The sequence below is a fragment of the Flavobacterium sp. LC2016-01 genome, assembly GCF_009711135.1.
Taxonomy (GTDB): Bacteria; Bacteroidota; Bacteroidia; order Flavobacteriales; family Flavobacteriaceae; genus Flavobacterium.
Genome location: NZ_WMIC01000001.1, coordinates 576,265 through 595,584, shown reverse-complemented (window position 1 = coordinate 595,584; position 19,320 = coordinate 576,265). Strand labels below are relative to the sequence as shown.

Here is a 19,320-nt window from a genome sequence, read left to right as displayed (position 1 = left end):
TAAAAAAAGCTGATACAAAATAAGTATCAGCTTTTTTTGTATCTTAATGTTCTGATTTTAAAGACATGAAAGATATTGCCCATCGTTTTATAGAAAATCCGCTGTTATCACCTTCAGATATTCCAGCAAGCCTTGACGGACTAGAAATCACTTGTCTTCTCAATCCAGGAGTTTTTCAATTTCAAAATAAAATATGGCTGGCAGTGCGAGTTGCCGAAAGGCCAAAACAGATTGAAAGCATTATTTCATTTCCAATTTTAACAGAGTTTGGCACTATTGAAATTATTGAAATTTCAATAGATCACCCGGAATTGATTGCAACTGACGCAAGAGTTATCAATTATCAAGGAGCAGATTATTTAACAACATTATCACACATAAGGCTGTTATGCAGTGAAGACGGACGTCATTTTTATGAACCTGAAAATTATCCGCATCTTGTGGGTGAAGGAATTTTGGAAACATTTGGAATCGAGGATTGCCGTGTTTCTTTCATCGAAGGAAAATATTACCTGACATTTACTTCTGTATCAAACAATGGCGTTGGCGTTGGATTACGCACAACAACCGATTGGAAAGTTTTTCAAAAACACGGAATGATTTTACCTCCTCATAATAAAGATTGTGCTCTTTTTGAAGAAAAAATAAACGGATTATTTTATGCATTGCACCGCCCGAGCAGTGTTGATATCGGTGGAAATTATATTTGGATCGCTTCTTCACCAGACGGCATTCATTGGGGAAATCATAAATGTATCGTTAAAACCAGAAAAAATCTTTGGGACAGCAAAAGAGTTGGTGCCGGCGCTGCGCCTATAAAAACAGAAAAAGGCTGGCTGGAAATTTATCATGGCGCAAATGAACAGCATCAATATTGTTTAGGCGCTTTTTTGATGGATTTGAATGATCCTTCAAAAGTAATTTCAAGAACTGAAGATCCAATTATGTTCCCAACAACAGACTATGAATTGAGTGGTTTTTTCGGGAATGTCGTTTTTACAAATGGTCATATAATTGAACCCGACGGAGACACTCTAACCATTTATTATGGCGCTTCTGATGAATTTGTATGCGGTGCTCAATTTTCAATAAAAGAAATTTTATCACTTTTAATAGACATCTAAAAAACAAAAACTTGCCTAGAATTGATTATTCTAAACAAGTTTTTTTTGCATTTAAGTCTTCTTATTTCTATCAGTTCACTTCATAAATAAAGGATTCCGAAGGCTTTATTTTAACTCTTGCTGTACCTTCACCATTCTTAACCGTAAAATAGGTTTTACTCTCAGAATATAATTTATCTAAAAGCACATAAGAACCGTCTTTCAGTTTCCATTTTGAAATGACATCCGCTGGAACTTTTAATTCGAATTCGCTTGTTTTATCAGAAGAAAAATTGGCTATAACAATCAATTTTTGTTTTTCAGACCAGCGAACATAAGAATAAATTAATTCATCGTATCCCGCATTATTCTGACGGTTTGCTGACTGAATTTCCTGAAAACTTCCCATTAAAGCTGAACTATTAATTGAAAAATTCAATAATTGTTTGTAGAAATCGCGTAAATTTTTCTCTGAATCAGATAATTTCCCGCCATCAAATTTTCCATCATTCATCCATCTTTGATGATTTGGAACTCCGATATAATCAAAAATTGATGTTCTGGAGCGTTTTCCAAAACCAGCATCGTCGTTTCCTGCCTCTCCTACTTCCTGTCCAAAATAAATCATTGTAGGCGAAGTGCTTATTGTTGTCGAAACGACCATTAAAGGTTTTCCGCGTTCTGGAGTTCCTGCAAATTCAGGACTTGCTAAGCGCTGTTCGTCATGATTGTCTAAAAAATGAAGCATATGATGCTCAATATCTGTCATTCCTTTTTGAATGTCAGACAAACCATCTGGTGAAGATTTCCCTCTAATAACATCTTTCAGTTTATCGTAAGTTTCTACTTTATCATATAAATAATCCATTTTTCCTAAGCGAATATAATTACGATATTCATTTGGATTATAAACTTCGGCTAATAAAAATGCATCTGGATTCTTCATTTTAATTGCCGAATTCATATAACTCCAAAATTCATATGGAACCATTTCTGCCATATCATAACGAAAACCATCCACACCTTTTGCTGTCCAATACAATGCAATAGATTTAAATTTTTTCCAAGAATCTGGAACGTCTTTATCTTGCCAAAAAGCAAAATGCTCTTTATAAGATTTCTGATCAAATCCTGCAGGAAGTTCTGGAAAATCTTTTGAACCATCTGGACGAATTCCGTAATTGACTTTTACTGTTTCATACCAGTCGTTTTGATCTGGTTTTGCTTTTCGTGAGCCATTCCCTGTCCACTTTGCTGGATTTTCGGGAAATTTTCCATCAACAAGAGGATTTTTTTCTCCATTTAAAGGAATGTCGCCATCCGGAATTTCAAAAGAAGTATTTGGTATATAGTAAAAGTTGTTATCTCGTTTATATTCAACATTTACATCGTCATTGGCACCAAAATCACTTACACCTTGAGGATTGTTTTTTCCTTCATATTTTCTGGCAATATGATTTGGCACAATATCAATAATCAGTTTTAAGCCTGCTTTGTGTGTACGTTCAATCAGTGCCTCAAATTCCTGCAGTCTGTTTGCGGGATTCTCTGCCAAATCAGGATTTACATTATAATAATCTTTGACGGCATAAGGCGAACCTGCACGTCCTTTTACAACTTCTGGATCATCATTTGAAATTCCAATTGCCGTGTAATCGTGAACCAGTGCATGATGAGGAACACCTGTGTACCAAATGTAAGTAACACCTAAATCTTTAATTTCATGAAGCGCTTTGTCTGTAAAATCATTAAACTTTCCAACGCCATTTTCCTCTATTGTACCCCAAGGTTTGTTTGTCGTGTTTTTGTTTCCAAACAATCGTGTAAAAACTTGATAAACTACAACTTTCTTCGTTGCAGAATTTTCTTCTTTAGCCGTACTCATTTTTATATCTTTTGTTTTACATGCCGAAAAAAGCATACTTACTGCTATTCCCGCAGCAAAAAATCGTTTATTTATCATATTCACTATATAATCTTTCTTTTTTGAGATTTCAGAATTAAAATTGGCTTCCAAAACCATTTCCTAAATTTAGTTTAATTTTTAGAACAGGAATAAAACTGATTTTAAATTATTCTAAATTCGGTTCAAAATAGTGAACTACAACGTGAGAGTAAGATCTTTTGTTAATAAATTAAAGCTTCAGGCATACAAAAGCACGAAGGCTCTCAAAAATCATTAAAAAATGTAAAAAGAATCAATTTAAACTTTGAAACTTTGCCCCTTTGTACCTCTGAACCTAAAAATATAAATTAATCCTAATAACATTATAAGGTTGTATCCTTTTTCATAAATTTGACAAAAATTTAATCAATTGAAGAAATCACTCTTTTTCATATCTTTTTGTCTGATGTTACTAGCTGCGCAATTTGGTTTTGCACAGGCATCAAAAAATAAGCCAGGAACTAAAAAAATAATTATAGAGAACTCTGACTTTTCTGATGTCAACCAAGAAATAGCGCCAGACGCAATTTTATTGACTGGAAATGTAAAAATCAATCACGACGGAGTAGTTTTAACTTGCAACAAAGCTTATTTTTTTCAGAAAGAAAATTATTTAAAGGCTTTTGGAAATGTACAATTGGTTCAAGGTGATACTTTATACTTAAACAGCAAATATGCTGAATACAACGGAAATCTAAAAAAAGCTTTTGCAACCGGAGATGCCGTGATGACTTCGCCAGACGCTACGCTGCAGACCGATACAATTAATTTTGACCGAAATGTACAGCAGGTTTTCTACAACACAAAAGGAACAATTGTCAATAAAGACAACACTTTAGTAAGCAAATCTGGGCGCTATTTTGTGGCTGAAAAAAAGTTTCAATTTTTAACCGAAGTGACCATTACAAATCCAAAATATGTAATTAAATCAAATCACTTAGATTATTACAGTAATTCAGGACACACTTATTTACTTGGACCTTCGACAATTACAAGCAAAGCCAATTACATTTATACCGAAAAAGGTTTTTATGACACGAAGAAGAACCTAGCCCATTTCCTCAGAAAATCGTACATAAAATATGATGATCGACGTATTGAAGGTGACAGTTTATATTATAATCGAAATACCGAATTTGCATCGGCAACGCGAAATGTAAAAATAACCGATTCCATAAATCGCGGTATTGTAAAAGGTCATTACGCCGAAATTTTTAAGCTTAAAGATTCTATGTTTGTTACCAAAAGAGCCGTAGCGGTTAATTTTGTCGAAAATGATTCGGTTTACATTCACGGACAAAAGTTAATGGTTACCGGAAAAGAAGGCGAACGAATTTTGAGAGCGTTTAAAAATGTTCGTTTTTACAAGACTGATATGAGCGGTAAATGCGATTCGATTCATTCTAATTCTAAAACTGCCTTGACTAAATTGATAGGAAATCCGATTTTATGGAATGGAGAAAGTCAAATTACTGGCGATGTCATGCACTTAATTGGCGATAATAATACTAAGAAAATAGATTCCTTAAAAGTGCTCAACAATACTTTTCTGATTTCGCGGGATACGTTAGGAACTGGTTTTAATCAGGTAAAAGGACTTAATTTATTTGGGAAATTTTTAGACGGAAAGCTTCATGACGTTGATATCATAAAAAATACCGAGGTCATTTATTATAGCCGAAATGACCAAAACGAGCTTGTTGGGATTAATAAAAGTGTTAGCAGTAAAATAAATTTGATAATAGAAAATAATGTAATTGAAACTATTACTCTTTTTAATAATGTTGACGGAGATTTATTTCCTGAAGCTGATTTGCCTGAAAATGCCCGAAAATTAAGAGGTATGCACTGGCGAGGTGATGAACGAATAAAAACGAAAGATGATATTTTCACCGAGGAAGATAATGAGCTCAATGACAAATTAGTCAAAGAAGGAAAAGATCAGGAAGAAAAAGATAAAAATGTCCCGATGAAAGTCAGAAAAGAGACATTGAATTACGATAAGAAGAAACCGGCTGTGAAACCTGCAATTACGTCTAAGAAAAAATAGTTTTTTTTAGTTTTCAGTCGCAGTCACACAGTTTTCAGTAACCTGAAACAAAACCTCAGAACCTTAGTACCTTTGCTACTTAGCACCTTTAAAAAAAATGAATCCAGATTTTATAAAATATCAGGCACAAACTTCTCCTTATCCTTTAGGAATGGAAGTTTCTCACGCCATCGGCTCTTATATTTACGACACAAACGATAAAAAATATTTAGATTTTGTAGCAGGCGTTTCTGCCTGTACACTTGGGCATCAGCATCCGCGAGTAAATCAGGCTATAAAGGATCAGCTTGATAAATATTCGCATGTAATGGTTTACGGAGAATATTCGCAAAGTCCCGCTGTACAGTATTGCAAATTATTGGCCTCACTCCTTCCTGAATCTCTAAACAAAACGTATTTAGTCAATTCAGGTACCGAAGCGATTGAAGGAGCCTTAAAACTGGCGAAAAGAACTACAGGCCGCAGTCAGCTTATTTCTTGCCACAACGCGTATCACGGAAACACAATGGGTTCTATGAGCGTTATGGGATTTGAAGAACGTAAACAGGCATTTAGACCTTTACTTCCTGATGTTGATTTTATCACTTTCAATAACGAAGAAGATTTACAAAAAATAACCACTCGAACAGCTGCAATTCTTTTAGAAACCATTCAAGGAGGTGCTGGATTTATTCAGCCTCAGGATAATTATCTTCAAAAAGTACGCAAACGTTGTGATGAAGTTGGCGCCATGATGATTGTAGATGAAATTCAGCCTGGTTTTGGAAGAACTGGAAAACTTTTTGGGTTTCAAAACTACGATGTAATTCCAGATATTGTCGTTATGGGAAAAGGAATGGGAGGCGGAATGCCAGTTGGAGCTTTTACCGCATCGGCAGAAAAAATGGATCTTTTGACGGAGAATCCCAAACTAGGACATATCACCACTTTTGGAGGACACCCTGTCATTGCGTCAGCCTGTTTAGCTACTTTGCAGGAATTAACTGAAACAAATTTAATGGCAGATACGCTGGAGAAGGAAAAACTCTTCAGATCACTTTTGGTACATCCTTTGATAACAGAAGTAAGAGGAAAAGGATTAATGCTGGCTGCCATGACAGAATCGGCTGAAATTACCAACGAAGTCATTTTAAATTGTCAGGACAAAGGCTTGATATTATTTTGGCTTTTATTCGAAGGATGCGCAATTAGAATCACTCCTCCATTGACTATTTCAGAAGAGGAAATCAGAGAAGGCTGTGCCATAATTTTAGCCGTAATGGACGAAATTATGAAGAGAAACCAAGAATAGATTTTAAAGTTATATTTCAGCCATTTTTTTCTTCTTGAACCAGCAGACAGAATAATAAACAGCAAATTGATAACCGGCTAAAATTTGGGTTACAATTAAAAAAGAATAAAAAACGAAGCTGATCCCTTGATTATAAAGGAGATTTCTTCCCAAAACAGAATAAAAAACATCATATATTGTTAATTAAATTGTTCAAAACAATTAATTCTCTTTCCTTACAACAATTATATGGTTGCCTAAATTTATAACAGGCTAATTTCAAATAGAGAAAGTATGCAATTAAGCAACGAAGAAGAAGATTATAACCTATCCCTATCTAAATTTGAGTCAATGTTAAAAACTAACAAAGTACTCTTTTTTGATTCTGAAGAATTCGAGGAAATCATTCTTCATTATCTAGATATAGGTAAGGCTAATTTAGCAAAAAAGGCCTTAAAACTTGCATTAGATCAGCATCCAAAATCTACAGGCTTAAAATTAGTACAAGTAGAAATGCTGGTTTATGACGACAAACTCGATATCGCTGAAAAGCTTTTGAATGAGTTGTACGCAATTGAACCCAACAACGAAGAGATTTATATCCAAAAAGCTAATATCTGTTCTAAAAGAGATCAACACGAGAAAGCCGTAGAATTACTAAAAATTGCCCTGCAATATACAGATGACTACGCTGACGTGTACAACTTGATTGGAATGGAATATCTGTTTATGGATAATCTTGAGATGGCAAAAGAAAGTTTTATCAAATGTCTTGAAGAAGATTTAGAAGATCAGTCGGCTTTATATAACGTAGTTTACTGTTTTGAATTTTTAGATCAAAATCAGGAAGCTATTGTTTATCTTAACGACTACATCAACAGAAATCCGTATAGTGAAATTGCCTGGCATCAGCTTGGACGCCTTCATTATGGCGTAAAAGAATATGAAGCTGCAATTCGCGCTTTTGACTATGCAACGCTGATTGATGATGAATTTTTAGGAGCGTTTATGGAAAAAGCAAAAGCTTATGAACGCCTTAAAAAATACAATGAAGCAATTGAAAGCTACAATCGTACAATCGAACTTGATGACGCTACTTCATATGCATTATTGCGTATCGGGAAATGTTATGAAAAGCTTGGAAATGCGGTAAAAGCACTTCAGTATTACAATCAAACCGTTCATGAAGATCCGCTTTTAGACAAAGGATGGATCGCGATCACTGATTTTTATGTTCGCCAGAAAAATTTCCAAAAAGCACTGTTTTTTGTAAACAAGGCTTTGGCAATTGACAATCAAAATCGTTTGTACTGGAAACGTTATGCAACGATAAACAAACAAATGAACTTTTTTGAAGAAGCTGAGTTTGGATACCGTAAAGCTGTAGAATTCGGAGATTATGCTTTAGATACATGGTTATTTTGGACTGATATTCTTCAGTTTCTAGGCGAATTTGAAAGTGCCATTCAAACTTTATTGCAGGCAACAGAATATTTTCCAGAAGAAAATGAAATTGAATACCGTTTAGCAGGATTGTATTTCATGATTCAGGATACAACAAAAGCAAAATTTCATTTAAGCAATGGTTTGCGTTTAAACTTCGACAATTATATCTTAATCGAAGATTTGTTTCCTGTTGTTTGGACAAAAAAAACAGTTAGAAATTATATCGAAAAACATAGAAAATAAGAATGATAGGGATTTTAAAAAGGCGATTTGGCTTATTGGGCCGTAATATTAGCTACTCATTTTCAAAAGGTTATTTTACTGAAAAATTCAATAACGAGATTTTTGCCGGCAACAGCTACGAGAATTTCGATATTGCTGAAATTAATCACCTTACTGGATTATTAAAAAACAATCCTGATTTGAAAGGTTTAAATGTTACAATTCCATATAAAGAGCAGGTCATTCCTTTTTTAGACAAACTATCACGAAAAGCAACTTTAATTGGTGCAGTAAACACTATTAAATTCACCAAAAACGGAAAACTAAAAGGATACAATACTGATTATTACGGTTTTAAAAAATCATTAAAACCATTATTAGAGCCACACCATAAAAAAGCCCTGATTTTAGGAACTGGAGGTGCTTCAAAAGGTGTTGCTTTTGCTCTTGAAGAATTAGATATTCCGTATACTTTTGTTTCGCGTGAAGCCAAAGAAAATATTATCGATTATAATTTAATCAACGCTACGACCTTTGATAATTTTCAAATTATAATCAACTGTACACCGGTAGGAACAAGTCCGAATATTGAGGCTTGCCCTGAACTTCCTTATGAGTTTTTCACTGACAAACATATTGCTTACGATTTAATTTATAACCCTGCTGAAACGCAATTTTTAAAAAATGCTAAGGAAAGAGGCGCAATAATTAAAAACGGATACGATATGTTAATTTTTCAAGCTGAAAAAGCTTGGAAAATCTGGAACAAATAAAAAAAAATACTGACTATCAGAATGTTAAAGTAATTTTCGTAAATTAGTCTACTCATTTGTAGATAGTTATGAAAAAAACGATACTTTACTTCTGCATATTTTTTTTAATTTCAATTGCTGCTAAAGCACAAGACGGAGATATTATTGCTAAAGCAGATGGTCCATTTATGGAACCGCGTTTTAATTATTTCTTAAAAACGATTTTGCTTTTTAATGAATATTTAGACACAAAAAACGGTTCCTTCAACACTACTAATTTACGTATCTTACACCCTATTGGAGATAAATCATGGAATCTTCGATTTGACCTTCCTTTAATTTCAACTAATTCAAATTCTATCAATCAAACCGGGCTCGGTGATGTTGGTGCGGGAATTAGTTATATTCCCTATTTCAAGAAAGACGATGGTTTTGCTTTCAGAACCAGAATAATTTCAAATTCAGCAGCCGATCCAAGTTTTGGAACCGGAAAATGGGTTGTGATTCCAGCCGGTTTTTATGCGCGATATTTTAGACATAAGCAGTTTTTATGGATTGCTACTGTCGAGCATTCCCAAAGTTTTGCCGGTTCAAGTAACAGAAGTGATGTCAGTGTAACGCTTCTTGAAAATAATTTTCTATGGTTTTTTGGAAGAAACTGGCTCGCAACAGATGTTGGACTTAGATATAATTACGTTCTGGATGGTTTTCAGAATAATGCATTTTTAGAATTTGGGCGAAAAATTACACCTACCAATCTGGCCTACGTGCATCCCAGCGTTGCATTCGGCGGTGAAAAATCGTATAACTTTGGCATTGAAATGGGATTAATAATATTGTTTTAATTTCAGAAATACAATAAATTTAGATCGACAACATCGTTTTTCATCTCTTTTTCTAAAAATTATAAGAAATTCAAATTTATGTTTCATTCAAAGAAAAAGTAAAAATTTAAGATATCATACTTACAAAACAGAGTAAAGAATAAGAATTTCATCGTAAAATAAAGCATAAACAAGTGATTTATTTTGTATTTAGAAACACCTTTACTATCTTTCGCACTGTTTAAAGTACAAACCTTATACATTTAAGATGTTAGAAGAAAAGAATGATAACCTGCAAGAAGCAGACGGAAAATTAGAAATCGAAACTACAGATTCTATTCAAGAAAACGCAATTGATGAAACATTGGGTACGGATACAACTGCTGAAAATCCAGTTTCTGAAACGGAAACAATAGCAGAAAATACAGCCGGTACCGAAGAAGACGATCATCAAGATGCGTTAGATGCCATTACAAATTCTAATGCAGAAGAAAGTGAAGATGAAACGCTGAAAGAGCGTCATGATATTCCTATGCAGGATTACGATACTTTTTCATTAGATGCACTTGTAGATGAATTAAGAAAGCTGATTCAAACAGACAAAGTAATGTCTGTAAAAGATCATATTGAAGAAATTAAAAAGTCATTTTTGCTGCAATACAATCACTTGATTGAAGAAAAAAGAGAAGAATTCAACGCTTCAAAACAAGATCCAAATGAAGAGTTTGAATATCATTCTCCTTTAAAATCAAAATTTGACGAATATTACAATGTTTTCAGAGAAAAAAGAAACGTTCACTTTAAACACTTACAGAGTAATCTAAAAACAAATTTAGAAAATAGACTGGCTATTGTTGAGGAATTAAAAGAACTTATCAATCCGCAGGAAAATATTAAAGATACTCTTAAACATTTTAATGACTTAAGAGAAAGATGGAAAAATGCTGGTGCGATTCCAAAAGACAAATACAATCACGTTTGGAATAATTATCATTTTCATGTAGAGAATTTTTATGATTATCTGCATTTAGACCGTGAAGCGAGGGATTTAGATTTCAAATATAATTTGGAACAAAAACAAAAAATCATCACACGCGTTGAAGAATTAGCCAATGAAACTGATATCAGTAAAGCTTTCCGTGAATTGCAGGATTTGCACAGAATCTGGAAAGAAGATATTGGACCAGTTTCTAAAGAACATCGTGATGTTATCTGGAATAAATTTAGCGAACTGACCAAAAAAATACATGACAAAAGAGAAATATTGTTTGAAAGCCAAAGAGCTAATGAACAGCAGAATCTTGAAATCAAAAAAGAAATCATTGGCAAAATTGAAGTTTTAGGAACCGAAAAAGTAAATTCTCATTCGCAATGGCTTGTACAAATTCAAAAAGTAGAAGCACTTAGAAATGAGTTTTTTGCAGCTGGAAAAGTACCTTCAGAAGTAAATGAAGAAACTTGGTCTGCTTTTAAAACAGCAGTAAGAAACTTTAATTCATTTAAAAACTCGTTTTACAAAGACATTAAAAAAGACCAAAACGACAATTTAAATAAAAAAATGGCTTTGGTTGCAAAAGCTAAAGAATTACAAGAAAGCACTGATTTTAGCAGCACTACTCCAATTATGAAGCAAATTCAGGAAGAGTGGAAACAAATTGGTCATGTTCCTAAAAAATATTCAGATAAAATCTGGAAAGAATTTAAAGACGCCTGCAACCATTATTTTGACAAATTAAAAGAGCATAAATCTGAAGAAAACCAAGACGAAGTAACTGCTTTTGACAACAAAAAAGCGTATTTGGACATCTTGAGAGCCTATCAGCTTACGGGCGATCATAAAACCGACTTAGACGCTATAAAACAGCATATTGAAATCTGGAAAAGCTACGGTAAAGTTCCTTTTTCAAGACGTCATATTGAAGGGAAATTCAACAAAATTCTGGATGCTCTTTTTGAAAAATTAAGTTTAAGCAAAAAAGAAAGCGAAATGATGCGTTTTTCAAACCGTCTTGACACTTTATCGGAAAGCAACGATACACGTAAACTAGACAATGAGAAAATCTTTATAATGCGTAAAATTGAAGAAGTTCAAAATGAAATTTTCCAATTAGAAAATAACATTCAGTTTTTTACAAATACTAAAAACGCTAAAAAAGAAAATTCAATTGTTCTTGAAGTCCGTAAAAACATTGCAATTCACAAGGAAAGTCTTGATGTATGGAAAGACAAGTTAAAGCAGCTTCGCAATTTAAACCAAGAGTAAAACTCGATTTTAAATAAATACAAGAGGTGTAATGAAATAATTCATTACACCTCTTTTTTTTTTGCATTTCACTTTCTGGTAACAAATTGATAAAACAATACTTCAAAATAATGCTTATATTTGATAGATTGATTGTAATTGACAATCAACACTTTAAAAATGTTTTATTAACTCAAAATACTTAAATAATGAAATTTACTAGAAAAGCGCACGCCAACTGGCAAGGAACCGGGATGGAAGGAAAAGGAACGATAAGTACACAAAGTACAACTTTAGACAATGCACAGTTATCCTTTAAAACAAGATTTGCTGATGGCGTAGGAACAAATCCTGAGGAACTTATTGCAGCAGCGCATTCAGGCTGTTTTACGATGCAATTAAGTTTTTTGCTGAATGAAGGAGGTTTTACAGCTGATAATTTAACTACAGAAGCGACTGTAACTTTTGAAGATGGAACAATAACATTAATTCACTTGGAACTAAAAGGAAAAGTTCCTTCAATTTCTTCAGAAGAATTTAACGCAGCAGCTGCAAAAGCAAAGGAAATTTGTCCAATTTCAAAGCTTCTAAATACCACAATAACACTGAATGTAACTTTAGAAAGTTAATTGAGACTTTATTGCATAAAAAAAACCATCCGCCAAGACGGATGGTTTTTTTTATGAATTCAGAATTTTTATTATCCTTTAGCTTTTAAAGCTTTAGCTTCAGCAGTCATTTCAAGAGCACTGTAAACCCCTAGCAATGTTTTTTTAACATCTTCGTTTTGTGGATCTAATTCGTTAGCTTTTTTAAGGTAAGGAATTACGCTTTTGAAAACACCTTCTCTTTGTGCTTTTAATACATCATAACGCTTCATATCTTTCGCTGAAGTACCTAACTTATTCATTTCGTCAATGATTGGTTTTTCAGCTTCTAATTTTAAAGCAGCAAGATTAATATAAGCATTTACATAATCAGGTTTAATTTCGATTGCTTTTGTATAGTATTTCTCAGCGTCAACATTATTTTTTGCACCAGCACTGATAACTCCTAAGTTAAAAATCAAATCAGCATTAGTTGGATCTTTTTCTAAAGCTTCGTTTACTAATTTTTTGTAAGTTTCAAAATCTTTAGTTTCTAGATATAAATTAGCTTCAGTAAGAATCAAAGAACTATCATCTGGATTTGTTTTTCTTGCATCAGCAATTGCTTTTTTAGCTTCTTCAGTTTTTCCTTTTTGAACTAAAATTAAAGCTAAGTTTTTGTAAATCTCACCTCTTTTAGAAGGAACTGCTTCCGTTTTAGGTTTTTCGTGAGTTCCTAATTTTACAGCTAAATCTCTGTCTTTTGCATTACTAAAACCATCTTCGCTTCCAGAAATCTTGTTTACTGCAGTAAAAAGAGTTCCTTTTCCAGAATAATTTAATTTTTTCAATTCTTCATACATTGGCAATGCAGCATCATAATCCTGCGCATTTACAGCGGTAGAAGCTGCATAGTATAAATTAATTGTATCGTTTTTATCTAATAAATAAGCATCGTACAATTTTTTAGCACTTTCTGTATGCTTATTAGCCTGAGAGTCAGCAATAGCTGAATTGATTAATTTTCCTTTAATCTCAGTAATTGAAGCAGCAGCTTGAGTTGAATACTTCTGTTTTCCAGATGTTTTTTCAACATCAATCAGTGTTTTGTAGCTTTCAGCTGCAGCAGTCAAGTTTTTGCTTTCGTCAACTTTTTTATTTGCTAAATCTAAGAAAGCATTACCTTTTACAAAATAGTATTGTGCTTGTTCAACATCTTTAGCATTTGTTACTAAGTTTTCAGCATCTTTCAATATTGCAATTGCTCCTTGTGCGTCGCCGCTTTTTAGCGCTTTTTCAGCACTTTTGATTTGATCTTTCTGAGCAAAAGTTGCTGCTGAAATCAATAATGCTGAAGCAAGTAATACATATTTACTTTTCATAATGTTCAATTTGTGTATTTAATTTTAATTTCCTTTTTTTTTATTATTCTTCAGATTCCTCCTCATCAGATTCCTCTTCTTCGTCTTCAACTACATCATTAGCGTCATCATCGTCATCATCTGCTGTTCCGTCATCTTCAAGAACTTCATCAAGATCTGGCTTAACTCTTTCGATTGCAGACTCAACAACATTTCCATCTTCGTCAACAACAACTTCTTCGGCATCATCTTTCATAACTTTTGTCACTGCCGCGATAGAATCTTTCCCTTTTAAATTGATTAATCTAACACCTTGAGTAGCACGTCCCATAACACGTAAATCCTCAATCGCCATTCTGATTGTCAATCCTGATTTGTTGATAATCATTAAATCATCAGCATCTGTTACAGCGCTGATTGAAATCAACTTACCTGTTTTTTCCGTAATATTAAGCGTTTTAACCCCTTTACCTCCACGGTTTGTAATTCTGTAAACATCTTCTCCATCTTCGTCAACTAATTTAGTACGTTTACCGTATCCGTTTTCAGTTACAACCAAAATTTGAGAATCGTTAACATCATTTTTACCAACAGTTACCATACCAATTACTTCATCAGTATCATCTTTTAAAGTAATACCGCGAACTCCAGAAGCTGTTCTTCCCATCGGACGCGTTTTAGTTTCTTCAAAACGAACTAACTTACCAGATTTAACTGCCAGAATGATTTGGCTTTCTCCGTCAGTTAATTGCGCCCCAAGTAACTCATCACCTTCTTTAATTGTAATTGCAGCAACACCATTTACACGAGGTTTAGAATATTTCTCTAAAGAAGTTTTCTTAACCTGGCCTTGTTTGGTAACCATTACAAGGTTATGACTGTTGATATAATCCTTATCTTTTAAATCTTGTGTACAAATGAAAGCTTTTACTTTATCATCACTTTCAATGTTCACTAAGTTTTGAATTGCTCTACCTTTTGCCGTTTTGCTTCCTTCCGGAATTTCATAAACACGCATCCAGAAACATTTTCCTTTTTGTGTAAAGAACATCATATATTGATGGTTAGTTGCAACGAACATATGTTCAAGGAAATCCTGATCTCTTGTTCCAGCACTTTTTTGCCCAACTCCACCTCTATTTTGAGTTTTATATTCTGTTAAGTTTGTACGTTTGATATAACCTGCATGAGAAATCGTAATTACCACATTTTCATCAGCAATTAAGTCTTCTATACTTACATCTCCACCAGAATATTCAATTTGAGAACGACGAGCATCGCCATATTTATCGCGAATTTCAATTAATTCTTCTTTAATCAAATCTGTTCTTAAATTAACATCTGCTAATAAAGCTTTCAAATGCTCGATTAACTTCATTAATTCTTCAAACTCAGCTCTTAATTTATCCTGCTCCAGTCCAGTTAACTGACGTAGACGCATCTCAACAATCGCACGAGCTTGAATATCTGATAACTTAAATCTTTCGATTAATTTTTCTCTTGCTTCATCTGTATTTTTAGACCCTCTGATTAACGCAATTACTTCATCAATATTATCAGAAGCAATAATTAAACCTTCTAAAATATGAGCTCTTTCTTCCGCTTTACGCAATTCAAACTGCGTTCTTCTTACCACAACATCATGACGGTGCTCAATAAAATAGTGAATCATATCTTTCAGATTCAACATTTGTGGGCGGCCTTTTACCAATGCAATATTGTTTACACTGAAAGAAGATTGTAATGAAGTGAATTTATATAAGGTATTTAAAACTACGTTTGGCGTTGCATCACGTTTTAAGATATAAACGATACGCATACCATTTCTATCCGACTCGTCACGGATATTGGCAATACCTTCGATTTTTTTATCGTTAACTAAATCTGCCGTACGTTTGATCATTTCGGCTTTGTTAACCTGATAAGGAATCTCAGTAACAATGATACATTCTCTACCGTCAACTTCTTCAAAACCAACTTTTGCACGCATTACAATACGGCCTCTTCCTGTTTTGAAAGCTTCACGAACACCTTCGTATCCATATATTACACCTCCAGTTGGAAAATCTGGAGCTTTTACATGCGTAATTAATTCGTCTATTTCAATATCGTTATTATCTAGATATGCTAATGTACCATTGATAACTTCCGTTAAATTGTGAGGTGGCATATTTGTCGCCATACCAACTGCAATACCGGTTGCTCCATTTACTAACAAAGTAGGAACTCTTGTTGGCATTACTTTTGGCTCATATAAAGTATCATCAAAGTTCAATTGAAAATCAACTGTTTCTTTTTCGATGTCTGCCATAATATCCTCAGATATTTTACGCATTCTGGCCTCAGTATAACGCATTGCTGCAGGACTATCGCCATCAACAGAACCAAAGTTACCTTGACCATCAACTAATAAATAACGCATACTCCATTCTTGAGCCATACGAACCATTGCATCATAAACTGAAGTATCTCCGTGTGGGTGATACTTACCCAGAACCTCTCCTACGATTCTTGCAGATTTTTTGTGGGCAGATCTTGAAGTTACACCTAAATCATACATTCCATAAAGAACTCTTCGGTGCACTGGTTTTAAGCCATCTCTAACATCCGGAAGTGCTCTCGATACGATTACTGACATCGAATAATCGATGTAAGCTGATTTCATTTCATCCTCAATGTTAATAGGAATTAACTTTTCTCCTTCAGACATAAGTTGTTATGTTTAAATAATTATATTAGTTTCAAAGCGTGCCAAGATACGTTTTTTTGAAATTTTTTCAGCTATTTCCTTACACTTATTTCAATGATTTATTAACAACTTTATTTTGTCTTTTAGTTAATAAATTAAGCGTTTTTTAACTCTTTTATTGTTATTTTTTTTGTCAATTAGCTGACAGCAGATATCAATGGGTATGATTTTTGTTTTTCAACCAGTAAATAATTAAATTTACATATCGAATTATATATTATGGATGATAATTTTTCACCAAGAGTAAAAGATGTTATTACATACAGTAAGGAAGAAGCACTGCGTCTAGGGCACGACTTTATTGGTACTGAACATCTGATGCTAGGCATTTTAAGAGATGGTAACGGAAAAGCTATTCATATACTTAATAACCTAGCAGTTGATTTAGATCATTTACGCAGGAAAGTAGAAATACTGAGTCCAGCCAATCACAGCATTGAGATAAACACTGAAAAGAAAAACCTTCATCTTACACGCCAGGCCGAAAGAGCCCTTAAGACAACCTTTCTTGAAGCTAAAGTATTTCAGAGCTCGTCGATCAGCACGGCTCACCTGCTTTTATGCATCTTACGAAACGAAAACGATCCAACAACCAAGCTATTGAATAAGCTAAAAATAGATTATGACATAGCTAAAGAACAATATCTAAACATGACGCCAAACGAAGAAGAATTTTTAGAAAACTTGCCAAGAAATGAGTCATACAATGACGATTCAGGACAAGATGACAGTCTTAAAGAAAGCAGTTTTAATAATCCCGCCAATAAGTCAAACAAAAAATCTAAGACTCCGGTGTTAGATAATTTTGGGAGAGATTTAACAGAAATGGCGGAAGAAGGAAAACTAGATCCTGTCGTAGGACGCGAAAAAGAAATTGAACGCGTTTCTCAAATTTTAAGCCGAAGAAAAAAGAACAACCCGCTTCTTATTGGAGAGCCTGGAGTTGGTAAGTCTGCTATTGCAGAAGGACTGGCTTTGCGCATCATTCAAAAGAAAGTGTCTCGTATTCTTTTCCACAAGCGTGTTGTAACACTGGATTTAGCCAGCTTAGTTGCCGGAACAAAATACAGAGGACAATTTGAGGAAAGAATGAAAGCCGTAATGAACGAGCTTGAGAAAAATGACGATATTATTCTTTTCATTGATGAAATCCATACTATTGTAGGTGCTGGAGGAGCAACTGGTTCGCTTGATGCTTCAAACATGTTCAAACCTGCTTTAGCAAGAGGCGAAATTCAATGTATCGGTGCTACTACTCTTGATGAGTACAGACAATATATTGAAAAAGATGGTGCGTTAGAAAGACGTTTCCAAAAAGTAATCGTTGAACCAACTTCTGTTGAAGAAACTATTGCTATTTTGAACAACGTAAAAGACAAATACGAAGACCACCATAATGTTACTTATACTCAGGAAGCAATTGAAGCCTGTGTGAAATTAACAAACAGATATATGTCTGAGCGTTTCTTACCAGACAAAGCGATCGATGCAATGGACGAAGCTGGATCTCGTGTTCACATCACTAATATTGATGTTCCTAAACAAATTCTTGATTTAGAGCGTCAATTGGAGGAAGTTCGTGAAAATAAAAACATGGTAGTCAAAAAACAAAAATATGAAGAGGCTGCCAAACTTCGCGACGATGAAAAACGCATCGAAAAAGATCTTGCTGTTGCTCAAGAACAATGGGAAGAAGATTCTAAAAACAACAGAATCGAAGTTACAGAAGATAATGTAGCCGATGTTGTTTCGATGATGACTGGAATTCCTGTTAACAGAATTGCTCAAACAGAAAGCAATAAATTGGCGAAATTACCTGAATTGATTCAGAATAAAGTAATTGGACAGAATGAAGCTGTTCTTAAAATTGCACGTTCTATTCAGCGTAACAGAGCCGGACTTAAAGATCCTAACAAACCAATTGGTTCGTTTATTTTCTTAGGTCAGACTGGAGTTGGTAAAACACAATTAGCAAAAGTATTAGCAAAAGAATTATTCGATTCTGAAGATGCGTTAGTTCGTATCGACATGAGCGAATACATGGAGAAATTTGCGATCTCTCGTTTAGTTGGAGCGCCTCCAGGATACGTTGGTTATGAAGAAGGCGGACAATTAACTGAAAAAGTTCGTAGAAAACCATATTGTGTTGTTCTTTTAGACGAGATCGAAAAAGCGCATCCAGATGTATTCAATATGATGCTTCAGGTTTTAGATGACGGATATTTAACAGATAGTTTAGGTCGTAAAATTGACTTTAAAAACACGATCATTATCATGACATCTAACGTTGGTGCACGCCAGTTGAAAGATTTTGGACAAGGTGTTGGATTCGGAACTGCTGCAAAAGTGGCTCAGGCTGATGAAAACTCAAAAAGCATTATCGAAAATGCTTTGAAGAAAACTTTTGCTCCCGAATTCTTAAACAGAATTGACGACGTAATTGTATTTAATGCATTAGAAAAAGGTGATATTGATTTGATTATCGATATTGAACTTGCTAAACTTTATTCACGTATTGCTGAATTAGGATACAAACTGAATTTGACTGATAAAGCCAAAGCATTTATTGCTGAAAAAGGTTTCGACAGACAATTTGGTGCAAGACCGTTGAAAAGAGCAATTCAGAAATATGTTGAAGATTTGTTAGCCGAAGAAATCATTACTTCAAAAATACATTCTGGTGACGAAATCATGATGGATTTAAAAGATGACTCACAGGAACTTTCAGTAGAAATTCATAAAGCTGAAGAACCGACAAATCAATAAATT

At 33.9% G+C, this 19,320-nt stretch carries 12 protein-coding genes; 9 read left to right on the top strand and 3 right to left on the bottom strand.

What is annotated here, in order from left to right; all coding sequences use genetic code 11:
• Positions 1-65 precede the first annotated feature (65 nt).
• Positions 66-1,124: a glycoside hydrolase family 130 protein gene (locus tag GKZ88_RS02625; RefSeq protein ID WP_155100842.1), complete on the top strand. Its 1,059-nt coding sequence runs from the start codon at positions 66-68 to the stop codon at positions 1,122-1,124.
• 70 nt (positions 1,125-1,194) lie between these two features.
• Here the strand turns inward: GKZ88_RS02625 and GKZ88_RS02620 are convergent, their stop codons facing one another.
• Positions 1,195-3,066: an alpha-amylase family glycosyl hydrolase gene (locus tag GKZ88_RS02620; protein ID WP_155101196.1), complete on the bottom strand. Its 1,872-nt coding sequence runs from the start codon at positions 3,064-3,066 to the stop codon at positions 1,195-1,197.
• A 388-nt stretch (positions 3,067-3,454) separates the two neighbouring features.
• Here GKZ88_RS02620 and GKZ88_RS02615 point away from each other — a divergent pair, with 388 nt between their 5' ends.
• From GKZ88_RS02615 to GKZ88_RS02585, 7 genes are all read left to right on the top strand, one after another.
• The gene (locus GKZ88_RS02615; RefSeq protein WP_155100841.1) at positions 3,455-5,098 is read left to right on the top strand and encodes an OstA-like protein; all 1,644 of its coding nucleotides are present in this window, start codon (positions 3,455-3,457) and stop codon (positions 5,096-5,098) included.
• A gap of 97 nt (positions 5,099-5,195) precedes the next feature.
• Positions 5,196-6,389, top strand: a complete 1,194-nt coding sequence (locus GKZ88_RS02610) for an aspartate aminotransferase family protein (protein ID WP_155100840.1) — start codon at positions 5,196-5,198, stop codon at positions 6,387-6,389.
• Between the two features lie 273 nt (positions 6,390-6,662).
• Positions 6,663-8,057: a tetratricopeptide repeat protein gene (locus GKZ88_RS02605; protein WP_155100839.1), complete on the top strand. Its 1,395-nt coding sequence runs from the start codon at positions 6,663-6,665 to the stop codon at positions 8,055-8,057.
• Positions 8,058-8,059: 2 nt separating this feature from the next.
• The gene (locus tag GKZ88_RS02600; RefSeq protein WP_133525648.1) at positions 8,060-8,809 is read left to right on the top strand and encodes a shikimate dehydrogenase; all 750 of its coding nucleotides are present in this window, start codon (positions 8,060-8,062) and stop codon (positions 8,807-8,809) included.
• Between the two features lie 68 nt (positions 8,810-8,877).
• Positions 8,878-9,633, top strand: a complete 756-nt coding sequence (locus GKZ88_RS02595; RefSeq protein WP_155100838.1) for a lipid A phosphoethanolamine transferase — start codon at positions 8,878-8,880, stop codon at positions 9,631-9,633.
• A gap of 247 nt (positions 9,634-9,880) precedes the next feature.
• Positions 9,881-11,875 carry a DUF349 domain-containing protein gene (locus GKZ88_RS02590; protein ID WP_155100837.1) on the top strand — a complete coding sequence of 665 codons (1,995 nt, stop codon included), beginning with the start codon at positions 9,881-9,883 and terminating at the stop codon, positions 11,873-11,875.
• A gap of 188 nt (positions 11,876-12,063) precedes the next feature.
• Entirely contained in the window at positions 12,064-12,483 is a 420-nt protein-coding gene (locus GKZ88_RS02585) for an OsmC family protein (protein WP_155100836.1), read from the top strand.
• 71 nt (positions 12,484-12,554) lie between these two features.
• On the opposite strand, the gene GKZ88_RS02580 is transcribed toward GKZ88_RS02585, so the two are convergent.
• Both GKZ88_RS02580 and gyrA read right to left on the bottom strand, forming a co-directional pair.
• Positions 12,555-13,823 carry a tetratricopeptide repeat protein gene (locus GKZ88_RS02580; protein WP_155100835.1) on the bottom strand — a complete coding sequence of 423 codons (1,269 nt, stop codon included), beginning with the start codon at positions 13,821-13,823 and terminating at the stop codon, positions 12,555-12,557.
• 43 nt (positions 13,824-13,866) lie between these two features.
• A complete protein-coding gene (gyrA, locus tag GKZ88_RS02575) occupies positions 13,867-16,512 on the bottom strand; it encodes a DNA gyrase subunit A (RefSeq protein ID WP_155100834.1) in 2,646 nt (881 codons plus the stop codon).
• A gap of 258 nt (positions 16,513-16,770) precedes the next feature.
• Between gyrA and GKZ88_RS02570 the strand changes: the two genes are divergently transcribed.
• Positions 16,771-19,317: an ATP-dependent Clp protease ATP-binding subunit gene (locus GKZ88_RS02570; RefSeq protein ID WP_155100833.1), complete on the top strand. Its 2,547-nt coding sequence runs from the start codon at positions 16,771-16,773 to the stop codon at positions 19,315-19,317.
• Positions 19,318-19,320 lie beyond the last annotated feature (3 nt).

Coding starts and splice junctions, on each gene's coding strand:
- GKZ88_RS02625 (WP_155100842.1), top strand. CDS start 66: ATGAAAGATATTGCCCATCGTTTTATAGAAAATCCGCTGTTATCACCT.
- GKZ88_RS02620 (WP_155101196.1), bottom strand. CDS start 3,066: ATGATAAATAAACGATTTTTTGCTGCGGGAATAGCAGTAAGTATGCTT.
- GKZ88_RS02615 (WP_155100841.1), top strand. CDS start 3,455: ATGTTACTAGCTGCGCAATTTGGTTTTGCACAGGCATCAAAAAATAAG.
- GKZ88_RS02610 (WP_155100840.1), top strand. CDS start 5,196: ATGAATCCAGATTTTATAAAATATCAGGCACAAACTTCTCCTTATCCT.
- GKZ88_RS02605 (WP_155100839.1), top strand. CDS start 6,663: ATGCAATTAAGCAACGAAGAAGAAGATTATAACCTATCCCTATCTAAA.
- GKZ88_RS02600 (WP_133525648.1), top strand. CDS start 8,060: ATGATAGGGATTTTAAAAAGGCGATTTGGCTTATTGGGCCGTAATATT.
- GKZ88_RS02595 (WP_155100838.1), top strand. CDS start 8,878: ATGAAAAAAACGATACTTTACTTCTGCATATTTTTTTTAATTTCAATT.
- GKZ88_RS02590 (WP_155100837.1), top strand. CDS start 9,881: ATGTTAGAAGAAAAGAATGATAACCTGCAAGAAGCAGACGGAAAATTA.
- GKZ88_RS02585 (WP_155100836.1), top strand. CDS start 12,064: ATGAAATTTACTAGAAAAGCGCACGCCAACTGGCAAGGAACCGGGATG.
- GKZ88_RS02580 (WP_155100835.1), bottom strand. CDS start 13,823: ATGAAAAGTAAATATGTATTACTTGCTTCAGCATTATTGATTTCAGCA.
- gyrA (WP_155100834.1), bottom strand. CDS start 16,512: ATGTCTGAAGGAGAAAAGTTAATTCCTATTAACATTGAGGATGAAATG.
- GKZ88_RS02570 (WP_155100833.1), top strand. CDS start 16,771: ATGGATGATAATTTTTCACCAAGAGTAAAAGATGTTATTACATACAGT.